17 protein-coding genes are annotated in these 22373 nt (G+C 36.6%); 8 read left to right on the top strand and 9 right to left on the bottom strand.

All coding sequences use genetic code 11. The features are described 5' to 3' along the window. Position 1 precedes the first annotated feature (1 nt). The 7 genes from LPB89_RS18145 (at position 2) to LPB89_RS18115 (ending at position 9251) form a co-directional block, all read left to right on the top strand. Complete coding sequence (locus LPB89_RS18145; protein ID WP_230703100.1) at positions 2-2017, top strand: DUF3857 domain-containing protein; 2016 nt, start codon at positions 2-4, stop codon at positions 2015-2017. Continuing rightward, positions 2018-4009, top strand: a complete 1992-nt coding sequence (locus LPB89_RS18140) for a DUF3857 domain-containing protein (protein ID WP_230703099.1) — start codon at positions 2018-2020, stop codon at positions 4007-4009. It abuts the gene before it with no gap. A 2-nt stretch (positions 4010-4011) separates the two neighbouring features. Beyond that, the gene (locus tag LPB89_RS18135) at positions 4012-4338 is read left to right on the top strand and encodes a nucleotide pyrophosphohydrolase (protein ID WP_127340449.1); all 327 of its coding nucleotides are present in this window, start codon (positions 4012-4014) and stop codon (positions 4336-4338) included. Positions 4339-4472: 134 nt separating this feature from the next. Next, positions 4473-5696 (top strand): 3-phosphoshikimate 1-carboxyvinyltransferase, encoded by a 1224-nt coding sequence (gene aroA, locus LPB89_RS18130; RefSeq protein WP_230703098.1) that lies wholly within the window; start codon positions 4473-4475, stop codon positions 5694-5696. A gap of 391 nt (positions 5697-6087) precedes the next feature. Beyond that, the gene (gene queA / locus LPB89_RS18125) at positions 6088-7137 is read left to right on the top strand and encodes a tRNA preQ1(34) S-adenosylmethionine ribosyltransferase-isomerase QueA (protein ID WP_127340447.1); all 1050 of its coding nucleotides are present in this window, start codon (positions 6088-6090) and stop codon (positions 7135-7137) included. A 297-nt stretch (positions 7138-7434) separates the two neighbouring features. Further along, on the top strand, positions 7435-8712 hold the full coding sequence (gene kynU / locus LPB89_RS18120; protein WP_230703097.1) for a kynureninase: 1278 nt from the start codon (positions 7435-7437) through the stop codon (positions 8710-8712). Between the two features lie 98 nt (positions 8713-8810). Then, positions 8811-9251: a glycine zipper family protein gene (locus LPB89_RS18115; RefSeq protein ID WP_230703096.1), complete on the top strand. Its 441-nt coding sequence runs from the start codon at positions 8811-8813 to the stop codon at positions 9249-9251. 54 nt (positions 9252-9305) lie between these two features. Here LPB89_RS18115 and LPB89_RS18110 read toward each other — a convergent pair whose 3' ends face one another. Together LPB89_RS18110 and LPB89_RS18105 are read right to left on the bottom strand one after the other, a co-directional pair. Next, complete coding sequence (locus LPB89_RS18110) at positions 9306-11111, bottom strand: hypothetical protein (protein WP_230703095.1); 1806 nt, start codon at positions 11109-11111, stop codon at positions 9306-9308. Between the two features lie 86 nt (positions 11112-11197). Continuing rightward, positions 11198-12754 (bottom strand): hypothetical protein, encoded by a 1557-nt coding sequence (locus tag LPB89_RS18105; protein WP_230703094.1) that lies wholly within the window; start codon positions 12752-12754, stop codon positions 11198-11200. Positions 12755-12868: 114 nt separating this feature from the next. Between LPB89_RS18105 and LPB89_RS18100 the strand changes: the two genes are divergently transcribed. Further along, positions 12869-15256, top strand: a complete 2388-nt coding sequence (locus LPB89_RS18100; RefSeq protein ID WP_230703093.1) for a penicillin acylase family protein — start codon at positions 12869-12871, stop codon at positions 15254-15256. A gap of 126 nt (positions 15257-15382) precedes the next feature. Here the strand turns inward: LPB89_RS18100 and LPB89_RS18095 are convergent, their stop codons facing one another. From LPB89_RS18095 to LPB89_RS18065, 7 genes are all read right to left on the bottom strand, one after another. Next, positions 15383-15835, bottom strand: a complete 453-nt coding sequence (locus LPB89_RS18095; protein WP_230703092.1) for a hypothetical protein — start codon at positions 15833-15835, stop codon at positions 15383-15385. Positions 15836-16057: 222 nt separating this feature from the next. Next, on the bottom strand, positions 16058-16474 hold the full coding sequence (locus tag LPB89_RS18090) for a DUF6157 family protein (protein ID WP_230703091.1): 417 nt from the start codon (positions 16472-16474) through the stop codon (positions 16058-16060). A 117-nt stretch (positions 16475-16591) separates the two neighbouring features. Next, positions 16592-18058 carry a serine hydrolase gene (locus LPB89_RS18085; RefSeq protein WP_230703090.1) on the bottom strand — a complete coding sequence of 489 codons (1467 nt, stop codon included), beginning with the start codon at positions 18056-18058 and terminating at the stop codon, positions 16592-16594. Positions 18059-18199: 141 nt separating this feature from the next. Continuing rightward, positions 18200-18673 (bottom strand): DUF4440 domain-containing protein, encoded by a 474-nt coding sequence (locus LPB89_RS18080; RefSeq protein ID WP_230703089.1) that lies wholly within the window; start codon positions 18671-18673, stop codon positions 18200-18202. Positions 18674-18704: 31 nt separating this feature from the next. Next, entirely contained in the window at positions 18705-20234 is a 1530-nt protein-coding gene (locus LPB89_RS18075; protein WP_230703088.1) for a beta-lactamase family protein, read from the bottom strand. A 68-nt stretch (positions 20235-20302) separates the two neighbouring features. After that, positions 20303-21109 carry an AraC family transcriptional regulator gene (locus tag LPB89_RS18070; RefSeq protein ID WP_230703087.1) on the bottom strand — a complete coding sequence of 269 codons (807 nt, stop codon included), beginning with the start codon at positions 21107-21109 and terminating at the stop codon, positions 20303-20305. A 335-nt stretch (positions 21110-21444) separates the two neighbouring features. Next, the gene (locus LPB89_RS18065) at positions 21445-22275 is read right to left on the bottom strand and encodes an alpha/beta fold hydrolase (RefSeq protein ID WP_230703086.1); all 831 of its coding nucleotides are present in this window, start codon (positions 22273-22275) and stop codon (positions 21445-21447) included. Positions 22276-22373: the final 98 nt, after the last annotated feature.

Below are 22373 nucleotides of genomic sequence, written 5' to 3'. Positions count from 1 at the left end.
AATGAAAATCAAACAACTACCCATTATTTTATTCTTTTTCCTTTTTTCCTTTCTTCAGCTTACGGCTCAGGAATTTAAACTTGGAAAAGTGTCAGTTGCCGAATTAGAGGAAAAAAAACATCCTAAAGATACCGCTGCAGTTGCTGCCATTTTGTACAAAAAAGGAATCTCCTACTTTGACTATAATGAAATTAATGGTTTTGTTTTAACCACTGAAGTTGAAACACGTATCAAAATATACAAAAAAGAAGGATATGATTTTGCGAATCAGACTATCGGTTATTCCATTTCAGGAAACTCAAAAGAAAGTGTTCAGATATCCGATGCCAATACCTTTAACCTTGTTGGGGGGAAAGTTGAAAAAACAAAATTAAAAAGTGACGGAATATTTGATGAGCCGGTAAGTAAGTTTTACGGGAAGAAGAAAATCTCATTGCCGAATGTAAAAGAAGGTTCTGTTATTGAATTCAAATATACAGTAAGAGCTCCTTTCGTGAGCTGGATGAGAGACTGGAGATTTCAATATAGTATTCCGGTAAATAAATCAGAATTTGCAACCTCTATTCCGGAATATTATGTGTATAACGTAATGCAAAAAGGATATGTTTTTCCTAAGAAAACTGTTGAGACCAAGTCAAAAACGATTATATCGACAACGAAAGAACGAAGCGAAGGCAGAGTAACCCAGACTAGTTTTTCGACAGACAAAACAGATTATTTTGAAGTTAAAACAACCTATTCTATTGAAGATTTACCGGCAATAAAAGACGAATCTTTTGTAAATAATATCGATAATTATACCTCGAGCCTGTCTTTTGAACTGTCTGCTGTTAAATGGCCCAATAGTCCTGTTAAATCGTTTTCATCAGATTGGAATTCAGTGGTGAAAACAATTTACGATTATGATGATTTTGGACCGGAACTGAACAAAACAGGTTACTTCGAGGATGATTTAAAAAAACTCCTGACCGGAATTACAAACACTGATGAAATAATCCTGACTGTCTTGAACTATGTAAAATCAACGGTTAAATGGGATGGTAACAGCAGCTATGGCTGTGATGTTGGTGTGCGTAAAGCCTATAAAGAAAAAACAGGAAATTCTGCCGATATTAATCTGATGTTAACGGCCATGTTGCGCAACGCAGGCCTTACTGCCAATCCGGTTTTAGTAAGTACACGTTCTAACGGGATTGCTTTATTTCCTAACCGAACAGCCTTTAATTATGTGATTGCTGCCGTGGAAACGCCAAATGGGATTATTTTAGTAGATGCCACAAGTAAATATTCATCTCCTAATATTTTGCCTTTCAGAGCTCTGAACTGGCAGGGAAGACTGATCCGTAAGGACGGAACTTCTGAAGCGATTGATTTAATGCCTAAAAAAGCATCCAATGATAATGTTTTCATTAATTATGAAATTGATGCCGAAGGTAAAGTAAATGGAAAGGTAAGAAGACAATATACAGACTATAATGCCATGTCTTACAGAAATGAGGTAGACGGAGTTAAAGAGGATGTATACCTTGAAAAACTTGAAAACGATAATAATAAAATAGAAATTAGCGAGTACAGCAGAACAAACGAAAAAGAAATTTTACTGCCAACAATAGAAAGTTATTCTTTTAAAGGAGACAATTTAGCGGAAGTAATTGGAGGTAAAATCTATATCGATCCAATGTTGTTTTACACAAACACTGAAAATTCCTTCAAGCAGGAAGTCCGCGAATATCCGGTAGATTTCGGATTCCCTTTTACAGACAGATTCAATATTACCATTAAAATTCCTGAGGGATTTGCTGTAGAAACATTGCCTGCTCCGGCAATATTAGCCATGGAGGATAATTTGGGAACTTTTAAATTTAATATTGCTCAAAGCGGAAATTCATTGCAATTATCGATCCTTCATCAGATAAACGAAGCAATTGTGTCAGTTGAAAAATACGAAATGCTAAAAGAATACTATCAAAAGATGATTGCTAAAGAAACTGAAAAAATAGTTTTAAAAAGAATATAAATGAGGTTTCAGAATTTCTTAATAGTTGCTTTTTTGTTTTGTGGATTTTCAAAAGCCACAGCTCAAAGCTATGAGCTTGGAAAAGTAACTATTGCAGAATTAAAAGAAAAATCGAATCCCAAAGATACAACAGCACCGGCTGCCATTTTGTTTAAAAAGGCAAAGACATCTTTTACCTATAATAAAGATAAAGGGTTTATTGCCAATCATGTTTATGAATTTAAAATCAAGATTTATAAGAAAGAAGGATTAAGATGGGCCGATCAGAAAGTGCGGTTTTATATCGGTTATGAAACTTTGGGAGAAGATCGTTTAGAGTTTTCAAATGCGGTAACATACAATCTGGAAAACGGGGCAATTGTAAAAACGAAATTAGACAACCAGGGGACCTTTAAGAAAAAAGTAAATAAATTCTGGAATGAGAAAATGATCACAATGCCCAACGTAAAAGTGGGTTCTGTTATTGAATACAAGTACATTCTGAAATCGGAGAATATTGTAAAACTGCCGGATTTTGATTTTCAATATGAAATTCCGGTCAGCTATTTTGAGTATAAAACCGATATTCCGGAATATTATATTTATAAAACACTTTTAATAGGGAGTCATAAAATTGAAACAGATTCAAAGTTTACGGATAAAAGCCAAAGTTTCGAAGATGAATACAATAGGTCAAAGACAATTTCGTACAGACAAATTAGCGCTTTTTACACCGGAAAAGATATTCCTGCTTTAGTAAATGAGCCCTATGTAGATAATCTGGATAATTACAAAGGTTCCATTCAGCATGAATTAGAAAGAGTCCGTTATCCCGATCAGCCTGTAAAAGATTATGCGATAACATGGGAAGGTGTCGCCACAACTATTTTTAAAGATAAAAATTTCGGAAAAGAGCTGAGTGAAAAAAACTTTTTGCTGGAAGACGCCAGACGTATCCTGACTGGTGTCGAATCACCGACCGAAAAATTAAAAATTATTTTTAAGTTCGTTCAGAGTAAAATGAACTGGAATGAAAAGAATGATTATTATACAGACCAGGGTGTAGTAAAAGCGTATGCCGATCAAACCGGAAATGTGGCAGAAATCAATTTTATTTTAATCAATATGTTGAAATTGGCCGGAATAGAAGCAAACCCGGTTTTGGTCAGTACAGCAGGAAACGGAGTCCCGGTTTATCCCACAAGAACAGGATTTAATTATGTAATTGCAGCTGCTGAAATCGATGGGAATCAAATTTTATTAGATGCTTCAAATAAATTTACCACTCCGGGAATTTTGCCATTGAATGTGCTGAACTGGAAAGGAAGACTGATTAAAAACGACGGAACTTCGAAGGAAATAAATCTCGTGCCCACTACAACATCAAAGGAGATTTGGAATATTTTGGCTAAAATCGATAATCTGGGTAAAATTGAAGGTAAAGTTAAAGTGCAAAGAACAGATTATAACGCATTTGTATTTAGAACAGAAAATGCCAACAGGAGTCAGGAAAATTATCTTGAAAAATTAGAGGAAAAATTCGGGGATATTAAAATTTCAAATTATACCGTGGAGAATAAAAAAGCGAATGCTTCAGAACCGGTTGTCGAAGTGTTCTCTTTAGTTTCAACAAACAGGATAGAGATTATCGGGGACAGAATTTTCATCAATCCTTTATTGTTTTTTACCAGAACTAAGAATCCATTTAATCAGGAAATAAGGCAGATGCCAGTTTGTTTTAGTTATCCGACCCAGGAAAAATTCAATCTAAGCCTGGAAATCCCCGAAGGATATGCAGTAGAATCGTTACCAACTCCCGTTAAAATAACATCTGAAGACAAAGACATTGTTTATTTTTTAAATATTGCCAGTCAGGGAAACAAAATCCAGATAAGTGGTTCAAAAGAAATCAACAATAGTAATTTTGCAGCAGATCAGTATAATGTATTGAAAGAGCTGTTCCAGAAGATGATCGTGAGTCAAAATGAAAAAATTGTTCTTAAAAAAATATAAAAATGGATTTGAAAAACGCACAATTAGACGTAGATAACTGGATAAAAGAACACGGAGTCCGTTATTTTAATGAACTTACCAATATGGCGCAGCTTACCGAAGAAGTGGGTGAAGTAGCCCGCATTATTGCCAGGCGTTATGGCGAACAATCGGAAAAAGAAAGCGATAAAAACAAAGATTTAGGAGAGGAACTGGCAGATGTGGTGTTTGTGGTTCTATGCCTGGCCAATCAGACCGGAATTGATTTGCAGGCAGCTTTCGATAAAAAAATGGATTTAAAATCAGTGAGGGATAAAGATCGTCACAAAAACAACGATAAATTAAAATAATTGTGAAATATCACTCATAAGGTTTGAATTATGAGTGCTGCATTTTGAATTATGAACGGGGAGTGGTAAATTGCGGGACTGAATTACGTTTCTAATCCTTCGTAATTCATAATTTACAACTTACAATTAAAATAATGAATTTACTACTTCAGACCACTCAACATAATTTAGAAGGACAAATTGCAGTAACAGGATCAAAAAGCGAAACGAATCGTTTATTATTGCTCAAAGCATTGTTTCCAAATATCACTTTAGCCAATACTTCAAACTCAGATGACAGCGAAGTAATGCAAAAAGCCCTGATTGGAAATGATGAAATCGTGGACATTCACCATGCCGGAACAGCAATGCGCTTTTTAACCGCTTATTTTGCTGTTAACGAAGGACGGGAAGTTGTAATGACAGGTTCATCCAGAATGCAGGAACGTCCGATAAAGATTTTGGTAGAAGCTTTGGCACAATTAGGTGTTGAAATCTCCTATCAGAAAGAAGAAGGATATCCGCCAATACGAATCAAGGGAAAAAAAGTAACGGCTTCAAAAGTTACTCTGGCGGCCAATGTAAGCAGTCAGTATATTTCGGCACTTTTATTAGTAGCTTCAAAACTCGAAAATGGGTTGGAACTGAGTTTAGAAGGCGAAATTACGTCGGTTCCGTATATCAAAATGACCTTAGCTTTGCTGAAAGATTTGGACATTCAGACCAGTTTTGAAGGAAACGTAATCAAAGTATATCCGAAAGCAGAGGTTGTAACTAAAGAAATGGTGGTAGAATCAGACTGGAGTTCCGCATCTTACTTTTTTAGTTTGGTGGCTTTGGCTGATAAGGCTTCAATCACATTAAGCAGTTATAAAGAAAACAGTTTACAGGGAGATTCTGAATTAGTATCACTTTATGAAAAATTGGGAGTTCAGACTACGTTTCAGGACAACAAAATGACTTTGGTAAAACAGCAGAACTTTAAATTCGAAACAGTAAATTTTGAATTAAACAATACACCGGACATTGCACAAACCATTGTAGTGACTTGCTTAGGTTTGGGAATTGGCTGCCATCTGACAGGGCTTCATACGTTAAAAATTAAAGAAACAGACCGACTGGAAGCGTTAAGAATAGAACTGACCAAATTAGGCGCTAATATCTCAGTTACTAACGATAGCCTGACCTTGGTGGCTTCCGATAAGATCAATCACAATGTAAAAATTGCGACTTACAACGATCACCGTATGGCAATGGCCTTCGCGCCTTTAGCTTTAAAAGTGCCCATTATAATCGAAAATGCCGAAGTGGTCTCCAAATCATATCCTGATTTCTGGGAGGATCTGAAACAACTGAATTTCGAAATTTCAGAATTGTAGGAAAAAAAAATAAACCATATAAGTGATGTAAGTTCATTTAAGGGAATTGAGCATAATTTGCAAAATCTCCGGTTTTAACCGGAGGTTTTTTTATGCAAACGATGAAGGAAACCCGACAGGTTTTAAAAACCTGTCGGGTTTAAATAGTTGAGTTTTTCGATTTTTGAAAAACAGGAAATCCGGATTAAATGAACTTATAGTTCTGATATGGTAAAAAAAGTAGTGAAATTCATTTTTTTAAGTGACTCCAAACCGCAGCAAATCAACGGCTTTTGAAAATAAACAGCAAAACACTTGACAACGCCTATCTCACAGTCGTATATTTGCACACGATTAAAAATCAGGTATCCAAATAATCCTGATCGAAATCTATAACTCATAACTTTCTCAAATGAAATTATCACATTTTCAATTTAATTTACCGAAAGAACTTTTAGCGGAATTCCCGGCAGAAAACAGAGACGAATCCCGTTTAATGGTAATCGATCGTCAAAAACAAACTATAGAGCACAAAATGTTTAAAGATGTTATCAATTATTTTGATGACGGAGACGTTTTAATTCTTAACAATACTAAAGTTTTCCCTGCACGTTTGTACGGAAACAAAGAAAAAACAGGAGCAAGAATTGAGGTTTTCTTATTAAGAGAATTAAATTCAGAGCAACGTCTTTGGGACGTTTTGGTTGATCCGGCCCGTAAAATCAGAATTGGTAACAAACTTTATTTTGGTGATGACGATTCGTTGGTTGCTGAGGTAATTGACAATACGACTTCCCGTGGAAGAACTTTACGTTTCTTATACGATGGATCATACGAAGAATTCAGAAACAAATTAACAGAACTTGGAGAAACTCCAATTCCAAAATACATCAACAGAGAAGTAACGGCTGAAGATGCTGAAAGATACCAGACTATTTATGCCAAAGAAGAAGGAGCTGTAGCGGCACCAACTGCTGGTTTACACTTTTCAAAACACCTTTTGAAAAAATTAGAAATCAAAGGCGTAAATTTTGCCGAAGTGACTTTACACGTTGGTTTAGGAACTTTCAACCCGGTTGAGGTGGAAGATTTATCTAAACATAAAATGGATTCAGAGGAATTGATTATCAAACAGGAAGCCTGTGATATCGTAAATACAGCAAAAGCGAACAAAAAACGTATTTGTGCAGTGGGAACAACTTCCATGCGTGCGATCGAAAGTTCAGTTTCCTCTCAAAATACTTTAAATCCTTACGAAGGATGGACAAATAAGTTTATTTTCCCTCCTCACGATTTTAGTATTGCAAATTGTATGATCACAAATTTCCACACACCAAAGTCAACATTGTTAATGATGATTTCTGCTTTCTGTGGTCACGATTTAATGAAAAGAGCCTACGAAGAAGCAATCAAAGAAGAATATAAATTCTATTCTTACGGAGATGCGATGTTAATTCTATAATCTGGGTTGATCTCAGAAACAGACCCGACAGTTTTTTAAAAGCTGTCGGGTTTTCTGTTTTATAAATGGTTTTTTTGTTCCAGGTTTCAGGTTTCAGGTTGGAAATGAGGGTAGATGCAGTTTGTGTATTTAAACGCAAAGTTCGCAAAGCTATTCCGCGCCGGGATAAACCTGAAACCTGAAACCTGAAACCTGAAACCTGAAACCTGAAACCTGAAACCTGAAACCTGAAACCTGAAACAAAAACAACAACTTTCAAGAACATTTCCCTATTTTTACGCTTCAAAAACAAAAACAATGACTTTTCTAAATACACGCGAGTTCGCACGAGAGCTTGATTCGCAAGACACATTAAATCACTATCAGGATCAGTTTATTTTTCCTAAAGTAAATGACAAACGTGTAATTTATTTCACAGGAAACTCTTTAGGATTACAGCCAAAGCGTACCAAGGCCTATATTGATGAAGTAATGAATGACTGGGCAGAACTTGCCGTTGAAGGTCATTTTTATGCTCAGAAACCATGGTGGGATTATCAGGAAAGATTTGCTGAACCCTTGAGCAAAATTGTGGGGGCTTTGCCTTCAGAAGTTACGGTGATGAATACTTTAACTGTAAATCTCCATTTGCTGATGGTTTCATTTTATCAGCCAACAGCAACACGTTACAAAATTATCTGCGAAGAGAAAGCATTTCCTTCTGATCAGTACATGTTTCAGAGTCAGGTTGATTTTCATGGCTATAAACCGGAAGATGCTATTGTGGAAATTAAACGCCGTGAAGGTGAACACAATATTCGCCTGGAAGATGTCCTGGCTAAAATCGAGGAAGTTGGAGATGAACTGGCGCTCGTTTTAATTGGAGGTGTAAACTACTATACGGGACAGGTTTTTGATATTAAAACAATTACGGCAGCAGGACAAAAAGCCGGTGCAAAAGTAGGATGGGATTTGGCACACGCAGCCGGAAACATCAAATTACAGCTGCACGACTGGAATGTAGATTTCGCAGCCTGGTGCAGTTATAAATATATGAACTCAGGACCGGGCAATGCCTCGGGTTGTTTTGTTCACGAAAAGCATCACAACGATTCCGCTTTGCCGCGTTTTGCAGGTTGGTGGGGACACAATAAAGAACGCCGTTTTAAAATGGAACCAGTGTTTGATCCGGTTCACGGAGCGGGAGGATGGCAAATCAGTAATTTACCGGTACTTTCATTAGCACCCTATCTGGCTTCTGTAGAAATGTTTGCTGAAGTTGGAATGGATGCCCTAATTGCAAAAAGAGATCATATTACTTCTTATTTGGAATTTATTTTACATGAAATAGACAAAGAAGTTAAGGGCAATTTCGAAATTATTACCCCTTCAAATCCGGAAGAAAGAGCGTCTCAGTTATCTGTTTTTTTACATGGGGAAGGAAGAAGTTTATTTGATTATTTAATGAAAAACGGAGTTATTACCGACTGGCGTGAACCTAATGTAATTCGTCTTGCCCCGGTTCCATTGTATTGTTCGTATGAAGACATGTATGATTTCGGGCAAATCCTCAAAAAAGGAATTCTCGGAAAATAGAAAAATTAGCGAATTCTGTAATGTTTCAATGAAATTATGTAACACATGCTTGTTGGATTACGCTTTAATTTGTACAGTATAATTTAAATGCCAAAATCATGAAAGCAATAGTTGTAATAATAGCAGCCTTGAGTATCGTTTCTTGTCAGAATCAGGATAAGATGGATATCAGCAAAGCGAAACAAGCTAGCATAGATTCGATGAAAGTTGAAATCAATAAACAAAAAGTTATTGATTCAATGAACGTGGAAATGGCTAAAGTGGAAAAAGAAAAAGAGGAAGCTCAAAAAGAAGCTCAGAAAGTAGTGGTAGTAAATCATCAGGCTGATGGAACATCGACCGCTGCTGCACCAGCCAAAAAGAAAGGCTGGAGTTCTGCTGCTAAAGGTGCTGTAATTGGTGCCGGAGTCGGAGCCATTACGGGAGCTGCTGTCAGCAAGAAAAAAGGTGAAGGCGCTATAATAGGCGGATTGGCCGGAGCCGGAGTGGGTGCCGGAACAGGAGCAATTATAGACTCCAAAAAGAATAAAAATAACTAGAAGTAGTTTAAATATAAAACCCCGGATTGAAATTCAATCCGGGGTTTTTCGTTTTTAGCAGTATTCAGGGACTTTAATTGCTGTCAATTCCAGTTTGCAGCGATTGAATTGTTCTTTGATATTCTCCAAATCGGGTTTAAAATAAGAAGTTGACTCAAATAAATTCTGATAATAGTCAATACCTTCAAAAAGATTGGATTTAAAAGTATTCCATTTTTTTAGCTGATTGGATGTGACTTCTCCTGCGCTATTTTCAATTTCATTCCCGAAATACTCCAGGTACATTTTTAATTCCTTGACAAATATATTCGGACGGTTTAAAGTTCTTAATACAGAATTGTTGCCATAGATGTGCTGTACCATTTCCTTCAGCGAAACCTCCTGATCAAAATAAGCCATGTTAGGTCCCGGACAGATAACCACGCCCTGTGCCTGTCCTTTTATTTTGATATTATTTTCTAAGTAAGCGGCATTGGCCAAACCGACACATAAACACGATTTCTCCGTAATGGAATCTTTTGCTTTCCTGTACTCGGAATCAGAAAGTGTTTGTTTTACGTTTTCTAATGCTTCGAGTTTTAAATCCTGATATTTTTTTGCGGCAGTACAAATTCCCTCGGGGCCGTATTCTTTGCTTAATGCCAGAAAGCGTTTCGGACAGGAACTTCCCGCTTTGTTTTCCTGAATTCGTTTTTGTTTTAAAATTTCATTCGAGGTGCCTCTCAAAGAATTAAAAGGCACTCCAAGAGGTGAAATATGGCTTAGATATAAATCCTCTTCTTTGGCATCTATCAATAATTTCCTCGTTTCGCGGTCTACAGAAGTTGCTTCCGGAACCAGTAAAAAGGGAGTTCCCCAACCTACTGAATCTACTTTGTACGTCTCTAACAGAAATTCATGTTCTTCTGCAGTTCCGACTCCTCCCTGAACCGTAATTCTTGTGGCCAGGGGTTTTTTAGGAAAGAACATGTTTTTTTGCTGTAAGACCTTAATCATCATTTCATGCGACGATTGTACCAGTTGTTCTTTTTTTTGTCTGAATTCCTCCAAAATGGTACCCAGAAGCAATCCTTCTGTGGCAAAGGCATGTCCGCCGCAGTTCAGTCCGGATTCTATTCGGTATTCTGAAACCCAAAGCCCTTTCTTGGCCAAAAAGTTTCCCTGGATCATGGCAGAACGAAAATCACTTACTTTTAGAATAATTTTCTTTTTCAATACATTGTTTTCATCCGGGTAAAAATCACTGAAGTTTTCAAAATAACTGTAAAGCCTTGGATTCATTCCGGCAGAAAGTACCACCGATGAATCAAGGTTGCTCTTTGCAAAACCTCTTAAGGCGGCATGGGCATCATTAAATTCAATAGGAAGCGGCGTTTTTTTATCAAAATTATCCTTGTCAAGTTTCGTCATGATATTGACATCGATAGCGCCGGGTGAGAGATGGGATTCGATATAATTTTGAATGTTATCCCTGAAAGAGATTCCGTCATCCAGCAAATTCTGGAAACCTTTTTTGATATCGGAAGTATTGGGTAACATGGCCATGAAATTTTCCAATGCGGTTTTGCTTTCGGCCAGTTCCATTTTAAAGCTTTCAAACTTTTGCTTTACAATTTTATCGACTAAATTCAGATAAGAAGTAATCCGTTCCGCACGGTAATCCTGTATTTTCTGACTGATTTCATGATAAGGCTCATTGAATTTTGTACTGTAAAAAAGTCTCATTTTTTCAATTAACTCATCATCAGCAATAGAAATTACGGAGGAAATGCCATATTGTGCCACCCGAATCGGGCTGTCAATGGTATAAGCAAGTCCCATTACGGGAATATGAAAAGTGTGTAAATTATTTTTTGACATTTGCTTTTTGAGTTAAAAGAGCAAATGTTGTAAAAAAGATTGTCTCAAAACCTGACATATATCAGGTTTTTGAGTGATTTAAAATTTTAGATCAAAATTTTCTTGAGAGATTCGGCTACACTGCGCCATAGAAAGTTGTAAAATGACTTTTCGGGAATTCGTTTTAATTCAACATCAGCTTTCTTCGCTTTATGATCCGAATCGTTTTTCACCAGTAAATTGGCAATAGCACTTTTTAATTTTGCTTCCTTTTCCGGGTTTTTCTTTTTGTAAAGTTTGACTTTCAGGTCGTCATAAACCAATGATGCATTTCCTTTTGCCGCCACATCATTTCCGTAAAAATCAAAACTGTACGTTTTAAAAGTTCCGGTGAAAGAAGTATTGATATAGGGTCTGGTAAATTGGGCCATGGCAGCCACATCAAAATTGGAGATCTTTCCCCGAATATGAAAACTGTCTTTTACATCCAGGACATTAAAATTCCAGTTCACATGAAAAGGGGAGGTTTTCATAAACCTGCAGTCAATAGCAATTTTTACATCAGCGGCCTTTTTTAGTCCGAAACCGCTTTGAAGATTATTTGCCTGAAGATTAAAATGATCAAAAGTCAAAATCCCCGGACCTTTGGAAAAATCAATTTCTTCCTCATAAACCAATTTTGATTTTCGAATCAGCAAAGAATCAATCTTCATTGGGAATTTGATTTTTCTCAATAAATTGTTATACAGGTATTTTTTGCTTAAATCATCTTTGGGGATTTTACTGCGGTAAATATTAGCATCAAAATGATCCATAACAACCGAAGAAGCATTAAAGAAAAAACGATCGTTTTTGAAGCCCCATTTCAGATTGTTGATGTTGGCGGAATCTACTTTTAAGGTATAGATGTCTTTTTCCTTTTCCAGTTTCTGAACAAAAACCTTTCTGGAATATTCGGGCAGAAGCGAAAATTTATTGATTTTCACAAAGTTGTTTTCGGTGATAATTTTGCCAATATCGATTCGGTAAAAAGAACTCGGTTTGTAATACAGGCTATCACAGACCAAGGTGTATTTTTCGTATTGAATTGGAATCTTTTCTTTTAAGGTAGCGTCGGTAATCAAAATACCTTCCAGTTTCAGGATAATTTTTTTGACATTAAAAATCGGTTTGTTGGTGTTTAAAGAAACCACATCTACAGTGCCGTCGTTAAGATAAATATTCCTTACAGCTATTATTTTTCGAAAAGGTTCAATAATTTGGGTCTGAATACTTTTGTTGTTATTCAGCAATTTTTCCCCTTTTTTATATAAGATGACACGGGGCTGATCTATGACAATACTTTCGGCCTGGATAATATCACGGAAGACCAGGTCCCAAATATTAAAATGTTTGATAGTAACCGATTCGATTTTGGCATAGAGTCCGTTTTTACTGTCTTTCGGCTGATTTTTAGGATGTACTAATAAGGTCGTTGCATAAATATTTCGGGACATCAGTGAGACTTCAATTTTCTCATAATTGATGTTATAGGCCGTGTTGTTTTTCTCATCAATAATTACGGGTAATTGTTTTTTTATCCAATAATTGAGACCAATATTGAGGAAAATCACAAAAAGGAAGACCGAAATTACACCGATTATTATTTTTTTATAGATTGACATTGTAAAGTATTGGTTTTAATACATAAATTTAGGATTTTAAAAGAAAGGTTTCTTACATGATTCTTCCTTTTAGTTACATCATTATTAAATGTCATTGTCTATACTTTTTTGAATATGAGAAAAATTAAAAAAATCCTGTTGGTTTTATTGATCTTAATTGTTGCTCTCGGAATTGGCTTGTGTGGTTATATATTCCACCTGAAGCCCAAATATGGTGGAGAACTGGAACTGAAAAACCTGCAGAAGGAAACAACAGTCTACTTCGATGACTTTGGAGTTCCCCACATTTATGCAGATTCAGAAAAAGATGCGATGACGGCTTTGGGATATGTACACGCACAGGAAAGATTATGGCAAATGGAATTGCTGCGCCGAATTGCCCCGGGAAGATTGTCTGAGATTTTCGGATCGGTAGCGCTTAAAAATGATTTGCTTTTCTCCGGAATTGGGATTGAAGAAGCATCCGATAAAGCCATTGCCAAATTAGACAAGACAAGCCAGAGTTATCAGTTGACAATGGCCTATTTAGATGGGATTAACCAATATTTAGAAGAAGGGACAACACCGCTTGAATTTACATTGGTGGGGGTGAAAAAAGAAAAATTCACTATAAAAGATGTTTATAATATTTTCGGATATATGTCTTTTAGTTTTGCAATGGCTCAAAAAACGGATCCGTTATTGACGGACATCCGCAACAAATATGGTGCAGCATACCTGAAAGATCTGGGAATTGAAGGTGAATTTAATACCACACAGATTAAGAGTTCGAAAGAAAATTTAGAAGAATACAACACGATTGCAAAATCGGTAGCGTCCTTGTTAGATAAATCTCCGATTCCTCCATTTGTGGGCAGTAACAGCTGGGTGGTAGGACCTCATAAAACAAAAAGCGGAAAAGTTATTTTTGCCAATGATCCGCATATCGGATTTTCGCAGCCGGGAACCTGGTATGAAGCCCATCTGGTAACGCCAAAATATGAAATATATGGCTGCTATCTTGCCGGAACGCCGTTTCCGTTATTGGCACACAACCGCGATTATGCGTATGGACTGACAATGTTCGAAAATGATGATATCGATTTTTATAAAGAAACAAACAAACAGGGAGACCCCGGTCAATATCAGACGCCAACGGGTTTTAATACCTACGAGACCATAAAAAAAACCATAAAAGTAAAAGACACATCAGATGTGGTGGTGACGTTTAAATCAAGCCGCCACGGACCAATCATGAATGATGTACTGGAAAATTTAGACCGCAAAAATCCGATTGCAATGTCATGGATTTATACACAGCAGCCGATTCAGATTCTGGATGCTATCTATGGACTTTCTCATGCTAAAAGCAAAGCTGATTTTAGAAAATCGGTTCAATTGGTTGCCGCTCCGGGACTGAATGTGATGTATGGCGATGCCAAAGGAAATGTAGCATGGTGGGCAACAGGCAAATTGTATAAGCACAATAAAGGCGTGAACTCATTCTTCATCTTAGATGGTGCGAGTGGTAAAGATGATATCACCGAATACTTAGATTTTTCGAAAAATCCATCAGCAGAAAACCCAAAATGGGGATATGTGTATTCGGCCAATAATCAGCCGGAAGCAGTTGACGGGTATTTGTATCCCGGATATTACCTGCCGGAGGATCGTGCGAAAAGAATTTCCGGATTATTAGAACCAAAATCAGATTGGGACAAGGAAGCTATTAGTAAAATGATCTACGATAATACCTCTGCTGTTGTTCCCGTGACGGTTGCAAGTCTGATTTCCTGTTTAAATAGTAATTCTATTTCTGCAGAAGAAAAACAGGCCATTACAGCGCTGAAATCCTGGAATGGAAGCCACAATACCGAAGACATTGCACCAACAATTTACAATAAATGGATTTATCTGTATCTCAAAAATACCTTTGAAGACGAAATAGGAGAGGATAGTTTCAATGTGTTCCTGGGGACTCATTTAGGAAAGCAAATTATTGCGAAACAGATCACCGATGAAAATTCAGTGTGGTGGGATAATATTAAAACAAAAAACAAAAAAGAAACCAGAAATGAGATTGTTACAAAATCATTTCATGAGGCCATTTCGGCGCTTCAAAAACAGTTGGGTAATCAGGTTTCAGGTTGGAACTGGGGAAAAGTACATACTGTAGAACATGAACATCCGTTAGGAAAAATAGCCGCTCTGCGCAAACTCTTTAATGTCGGACCTTTTGCAGATCCGGGATCCAATGAGGTAATCAACAATCAGTTTTTTGGTTATACGGCTGAAGGGAAATATTATGTAAAAGGCGGACCTTCCACCAGAAGAATTGTCGATTTCTCTGATATTGAAAACAGCTGGAGCATTTTGCCAACAGGACAATCCGGAAATCAGTTCAGCAAACATTATAACGATCAGGCCGAAATGTATAACGCCGGCAAATTCAGAAAAATGAAAATGAACAAAGAGGAAATCATAAAAACGTCAACCAAACTGGTATTGAAACCGGGGAAATAAGGTTTGAAATTCCAAGGTTTAAATTCCAAATTCCAAGTTTAAAAACCTTAGAACCTATGTGCCTTTGCTCCTTAGAACCTTAAAAAAGCGGGAAGAAAAGTGCCAAACTTTTCTTCCCGCTTTTTTTTACTTAGAAAGCAAATATTTTCCCTTAGCAACATCCCTGGCATAAATATCCAGGTTATTAAGAAGGACTTTGTTGGTTGTCATGGCATTTGTCGTTTGATAGGCGCTGTCTTTTTCGTATGTTTTTAATAACGTCTCTAATTCGACTTCATTATAAAAAGCAAACATATTATAAACGGCTTCCCTAAAGTTTTTAAAATTAATGGTTTCTGTAATGGCCGTGGTTTTCTGGTCGTTCCATTTTTCTTTAGAAGCAGTTTCGTTTATTTTACCTAAACAATAATCAACAAAATAAGTTTTGTAATTGGTGGCTTCAATAATTTTGTTGACTATGATTGTGTTTTGTTGGGAAGGCAGCGGCACATTTGCAGAAGAAGTCTGAGAAAGACAAACAGACGGCACAAAGAGCACTAAGATTAAAATCAAAAAGGAAAGTTTTTGTAAATTTTTCATAGGTTTTTCGAAATTACTTACAGCTTTTATGGCTGTAAATCGGGTTGATCCGGGATTATAAAATTGTTTTTTCGGGCACGGCTAAAATAGTATTTTTTATTGTAAACGCTCAATTGAAAAATGACTTTCAGACAAAAAAAACTCCGACAAATACATTTTTAATTTGTACTGTCAGAGTTCGTAAGATTACGATTACCTGTATTTGAATATTGCTTTTTTGTATTATTTTCTCGAAGACCGCATTGCCTTTACCACTTTCAGATTTTTATCGTTTAGCAGCTTTTGATAGTCTTCGGTTTCCCTTCCGAAAAGGGCAATTTTCCCTTTTTCATTATGATGAACACCCCAGCCATAACGTTTGGTTAAGGGAGAGGCACGCAGGCACGCCTGGCCTTTGGAAAAGAATTTTTCGCGGGCTTCCTCATATTCCGATTTTGTCAGATCATTTTTGTCTGCAAAAACCTGAAACAAAACATCATCGGAGGTGTATTGATAAGGATGCTTGCTGATCATTTCAAATTCAATAGCCGCAATCGTCCTGACTTCTGCTTTCTGTTTTGGGATTTCCCCGCTCACAGCAGGACAATCTTCTGCCACTTCAATAAAAGTGTTTTCGTAGTTGGTGGTGTGAACTTTCATCGTATTTCGTTATAAGTAAAAATAGAATGATGCTAAAATAATGATTTTCAAATAAAAAAACTCCGATAACAGAGGTTTGAATCTCTGCTATCGGAGTTTACCAACTAACGATTATTTTTATTGTTTTTTGGAAATTTCTTCCAGCACTTTTTTTCCGCTTTCATTTTTCGGATCCAATTCTATAGATTTTTTATAATTTTCGATGGCGAGTGTGGTGTTGCCATCTTTCAGGTAGGCTTCTCCCAAACTGTCATATACATTTCCGGATTTAGGAAAAGCAGCAACATTAATTTTAAATACTTCTATAGCTTCTTTCGTTTTTCCGGTTTGCAACAATTGATAACCCGCGCTATTGATGTCCCCTTCTTTGATGCCGTAAGTCGGATCATTTTTTAATTTTTGATAGGTATCAATCCCGCTCTTCAGTCCTTTTGTCGTAAAAACATCCAGCAATTCTAAAGCAATGGATCTTTTTGGTTGCTGATAGGGCTGGTTGTATAAAATAGCTCTGATTGCCTCATTCATTTCTCCTAAAACAGTTCCTCCGGTGTTGTTTAATATCACAACCAGGTTTTTATCTGCCGGAAGGCGGGATATTATAGTATTAAAACCGTTGATACCGCCGCCATGTTCGATCACTTTTAGTTTGTCCTTACCGTTGGCAAACTCTCCCAGAAACCATCCGTATCCATAAGCCTCATCACCCGTGCGGATATAAGGTTTGTAGAGCAAATCCATAGAGGCTGGTGAAAGTAATTTATTCGTATACAAGGCCTGATCCCAAAGGTATAAATCCTCAACAGTACTGTACAAAGATCCTGCTGCATACGGAATACTCATATCGATATAAGAAGCATTACTAATGGCTTTCCCTCTTTTTTCATAACCGGCAGCCCTGTTTTTTAGTATCACATCGCTGTGGTCGTAGCCAGTGTTGGTCATTTTCAACGGATTCAGAATCGTCTCCTGCAGGTATTGCTCGTACGATTTAGCTGTGATTTTTTCAATAATATAACCCAGCAAAAAATACCCGGAATTGCTGTAATTAAATTTTTCACCCGGTGTAAATTCAAGTGGTAAGTCCTGAAATGTCTTTACAAAATCCTGCGGTGTAAAAGGGTTTCGGCTCTTATCTTTGAAAAAATCAGGAAACGAAGTATAATTTGGTATGCCCGAAGTATGTGTCAGCAAATGATGAATGGTAATTTTGTCACCGGTTGCTTTTGGGTACTCCGGTAAATAAGTGGTAATCGGCACATCTAATTTTAATTTGCCTTCTTCCGCTAACTTTACAATTAAAAGCGCCGTAAATTGTTTACTGATAGAACCCAGCCTGAATTTGGTATCCGGCTGGTTCGGAATATTCCATTCCATATTCGCGAGACCATATCCTTTTTTGAAGATTACTTTTCCATGTTCCGAAACAAGTACCGACCCGTTAAGTTGTCCGTATTCAGAATATCGGCTCATTAATTGGTCGATTTGCTTTGCTTTGTCCTGAGCAAACGACAGGTTGATGGTAAAAAATGCAATTGCACAAAGTGTAATTGATTTTAAGAAAGAGCGGTTTGATTGTTTTTTCATAAGGATTGATGATTAGTTTTAAAGATAATAAAAAAATATATTCTTGTATGCTAATCTGTTAGACGACTAATTTTTTATTTAGTTTCAATGTTGGTCCTTTTTTTCTTATTTAATTTTAAAGGAATAAGAATAAGAGTCTTACTAAGCGTTTTTTTCGAAAGGTTTGTGTCCGTAAGTAACGATTCGTTTCAATTTCCATTCTTTTCCCTTTCGTTCCCAGATATGAATAAATTTTCCGGTTCCTTCGGGAATATCATTCGTAAAAAAAGTATGTTCGCCAACTTGTACAGCGCCAAAATCTCCTAATTTATCGATGGTGCAGAAGTCTAATTTTCGTTTTATGTTTTCCGCCCTGGTGTAATTTTCGGACAACGCTTTTATTTCGTTGCCATAAGGGATGTTAAATCCGTATCGGTCATCATAAAATTCGACATCATCACCTATTATTTTTTTAAAAAGAGCAGCATCGCACTGATTGAATGCCACATCAAAAAGCAGGCTGTCCATTTTGATAATTTCAGTTTTCAGCTGATCTGTTTTTAGATCTTCACTCTTTGTCTGGGCTAATGCTTCTCTGCTTAAAAATAGCATAAAGAGAACTAGTATGTTTATCATCGGTAGCATATTTAAATTTTTAAGACTTCAATTATTTGGTTTCAATATCAATCAGTCTTTTTCCGTTTTTACCTAGGTAGTGTAAAAGTAACTTCTCGTACACTTTGTAACCATCATCCACATTCGTGAAAATAAGCAGGCCTTGTTTGGTTTTCGGCAATAGGAAAAAAAGAGTCTGAACGCCTTGGTCAGAACCGCCGTGCGATAACGCATACTCCCCGTTTCCGAGATCATATTTTTCAAAACCCAAGCCGAAATGTTTGCCTTTTTCCGACTCCACCTGATTGGAAGTCATCTCGTCAAAAACTTTTTTGGTTAAACCGTCACCGTTCAGGACACTGCATAAAAAGGTTCCGTAATCTCCTATCGTAGTCAGTAAATCGTCGGCAGCATTTGCCGTTGTGTTTTTATGGGTTTCATAGGCATTTCCCTTATTGTCGTATCCGGTTGCAAACCTTGATTCATCGGTTTTTTTGTCCCAGAAATATTGGGTATCGGTCATTTTTAGAGGATCGAATATCAGTTCGGAAGCCAACTGATTTAATGTCTTATGAAATTTACTTTCGAGCGCTTTTCTCAAATATTCCAAACCTTCTCCTGAATATTGATATTTAGTTCCGGGTTTGAATTTAAAATCCAGCTTACCCGATTCGTTCATAAATCTCCAGTTCGGAAAACCAGTCTGGTGGCTTAAAATAATACGTGTCGTGAGTAATTTGTTGTTCGGATCATGGGCAATATCCGGATCTGTCCAGTATTTGTACACAGGTTCGTCTAAATCCCATTTTCCTGAACTGACCAGTTTTAAAGCCACTATTGCGGTTATGGGCTTGGTTAACGAAGCGACATTCCAAATGGTGTTGTAGGGTGCTGTAACTCCTTTTTTGAGTTCACCGTATACTTTTATTTCCTGCAGTTTTCCGTTGTTGATAACGCCAATTCCAAGCGTTGGAATATTATTTTGTTTCAGCCATTTTTCAATTTCGGGATCATTGTCAAAAATGCTTGCTTTAGTTCCTGCCGTATTTTCGCTCTGATGATCGTAACTAAAAGAACGTTTCAGTTTCCAGACACCGTTTTCCAATAACCAAACGTGCGTAAATCGGGAAGTACTGCCAAAATTTTCTTTTGCATTGGCAAGGGATTCATTTTTCGCTGCTGATTTTTCATAAAACTGATGAATTCCGTTTTGTAAAGCACCATACAAAACGCCTTTTTTGTACAGTGGATAAACTTCTGTACTGTTGGGTACCAAATATCTTCTGGATTGATAAGTTCCGGCGGAGCCGCATAAACCCTTTCTGAGATTTTTCAGGAACAAAGCCTTGTCGGAAATACTGTCTTTATCGTGATAAAACTCAAAGTTGTCACTCAAAAGGTTTTCAAATTGTGAAATGTCGCAAGTATTGAAGCCAATGTTAAAGAGCAGGCTGTCCCTGGACATAATTGTTTTGTACAATTCAGTGTTTTTTTCTTCCTGCGAAAATCCAATATGGAATTGGAAAAGTAGTATTCCCGTTAAAATTGCTTTTAACAGGAAAGTTGATTTGTTGATTTTCATTTTGTGATTGATTGATGATTTACAAAAATACCACTATCAAAGTTTACAAAATTGTACAAATGCGAATATTATCTTTTTTGGGAAAGAAAATACAAACTTGAATTGAACATTTTGGGAGTTGTTTTCGTCACATCTTTAAACTTCTTTATAAAATGCGACTGGTCAAAGTATTTGTTGTAAAGCGCTACATCGGTCAGGCTTAGTTTTTCCTGGCTCATCGTGAGCATCTGATCTACCGATTTCCTGAATTTCAGAATCTGAATGTATTTTTTGATGGTAAGTCCCGTTGCCGTTTTAAACTTAATCTGCAATAACCGCTGAGAGAGCGCTAAGATTTTTCCAATTTCCGAAACCGTAATTTCTTCCTCGTGAAGTTTGATGATTTCGCAGATTTTTTCGATAAGGTTTTTGGCGGGATGTAAAGAGGCCAACTCCTCAAAATAAGAGTTTACGGCCTGTAATAATTCTGAGATGGAGTTCCTGAAATCATATTCGATTTTAATATCGAAAGGAAGATCGGTCTGATTTAGCGTAAGGATCGAATCAGAAAAATTACTTAAATCATAATTCGGAAACATCGAAAGTGTCCAGGCGTGCAATTGAATAATCGTAACTTTAGTTTCAGGCTGTATATTGACTAAAACCTTATTCGTCATTTGCGAGCAGAAATAAAATCCTTCGCTCATTTCGTACTTCTTTTTACTGGTATGAACTTCTATGAAATTTCCGGTAACAATCGCCAGATTAAAACAGCCATTGGGTAAAACCAGCTTATTTTCGATTAATGTCTGACCTGTGCTATTATCCAGACACCAGATTTTATTGACGAATCTTTCGCACTTTTCACTCACATAATGTTCTGAGTATAGGGTCATTTTTTTGAGGTTCAGAGTGTCAAAGGTACAAAGGTGCAGAGATTTTTTAAAAGAAACTAATTAGGACTTTCTTATTTTCTAAAATAATAGTTGTTTGTAATAGTTCTGTTCTCATAAGTTTTGTTTGGTTGGCATTTCATCGGAAAGGCTTAGTTTTTTTGCTTCGCGCAGATTTTGCAGATTGAACAGATTTTTTTTAATCAGTAGATTGATATAAAAACTTTACGTCTTTGCGCCTTTGCGAGATTATATCGACAGAGAAAAACAGCTCTTTTGAGTCTCTAAATAAATTCATTAAATCTTGAATTTTTCATGAAAATGAACATCGAAAAAACTTATTTTTTAGCTGTAAACAATTCAACTGTTGAGGTTTTCTTAAAAGGATCATTAAAGAAACTTAAGAGTACCATATTAAAAAGATCCGGTTTTTCATAAGAACCAAAATGCGTTGCGCCCGGCATTACAAAAAAGTTTGAGTTCGGGATATTATCGAAAATCTTAATCGAATGTTCCAGTCGTATCGCATCCCTGTCGCCGGACATAATTAAAACCGGACATTTGATTTTGTGTAGATCCTTGTCGGTGATATTTGGCTGATACTCTAGTAAATTATAAAGATTTACGGTATGCGGATCTTTGGTTGTTTTTAATGTTTCCTTTACCATAGTATCTATTTCATCATAAACCGCCTTTTTGCCCGGAAATAAGTTGGCTCCAAAAGTCGCCAGTTTACTCACTTTTTCAGGATGATTTATAGCCAGTAAAAGTCCTAAGATACCGCCATCGCTTTGCCCCCAAACGTAGGCACTGTCAATTTTCAGGGAATCTAATAAAGTACTCACATCACGTGTCATATCAACATAATTCAGTTGTTTGTTGGAAGGATCAACCGATTTTCCGTGCCCTCTGCTGTCGATGGCAATTACTTTAAAAAATTGTTTGAAGTATTCTATTCGGTAACTGTGGCCTTTTATCGATCCGCCATTTCCGTGAAGTAATACCAAAGGTTTTCCGCTTCCGTACACTTCATAATACATTTTGATGCCATTGATTTCCTTATAATTTCCGGCTTCCTTATTATCGCCATAAGGTGTGGTAAGTTTGGTTTGCGCAATTAGGGTTCCGATTGTCAGGAAACAGATTAAGAACAGGATTGATTTTTTCATGATTAGATTGATTGATGATTTTTGAAAACAGGATGATAATGAGTTAAAAGACTAATTCGGTTTAATTTTGTTACAATTTAAGACATATAAAATTCAGG

The organism is Flavobacterium sp. ENC (assembly GCF_020991415.1).
In the GTDB taxonomy this organism is placed as follows: domain Bacteria; phylum Bacteroidota; class Bacteroidia; order Flavobacteriales; family Flavobacteriaceae; genus Flavobacterium.
This window is presented reverse-complemented; position numbering and strand designations above follow the sequence as displayed.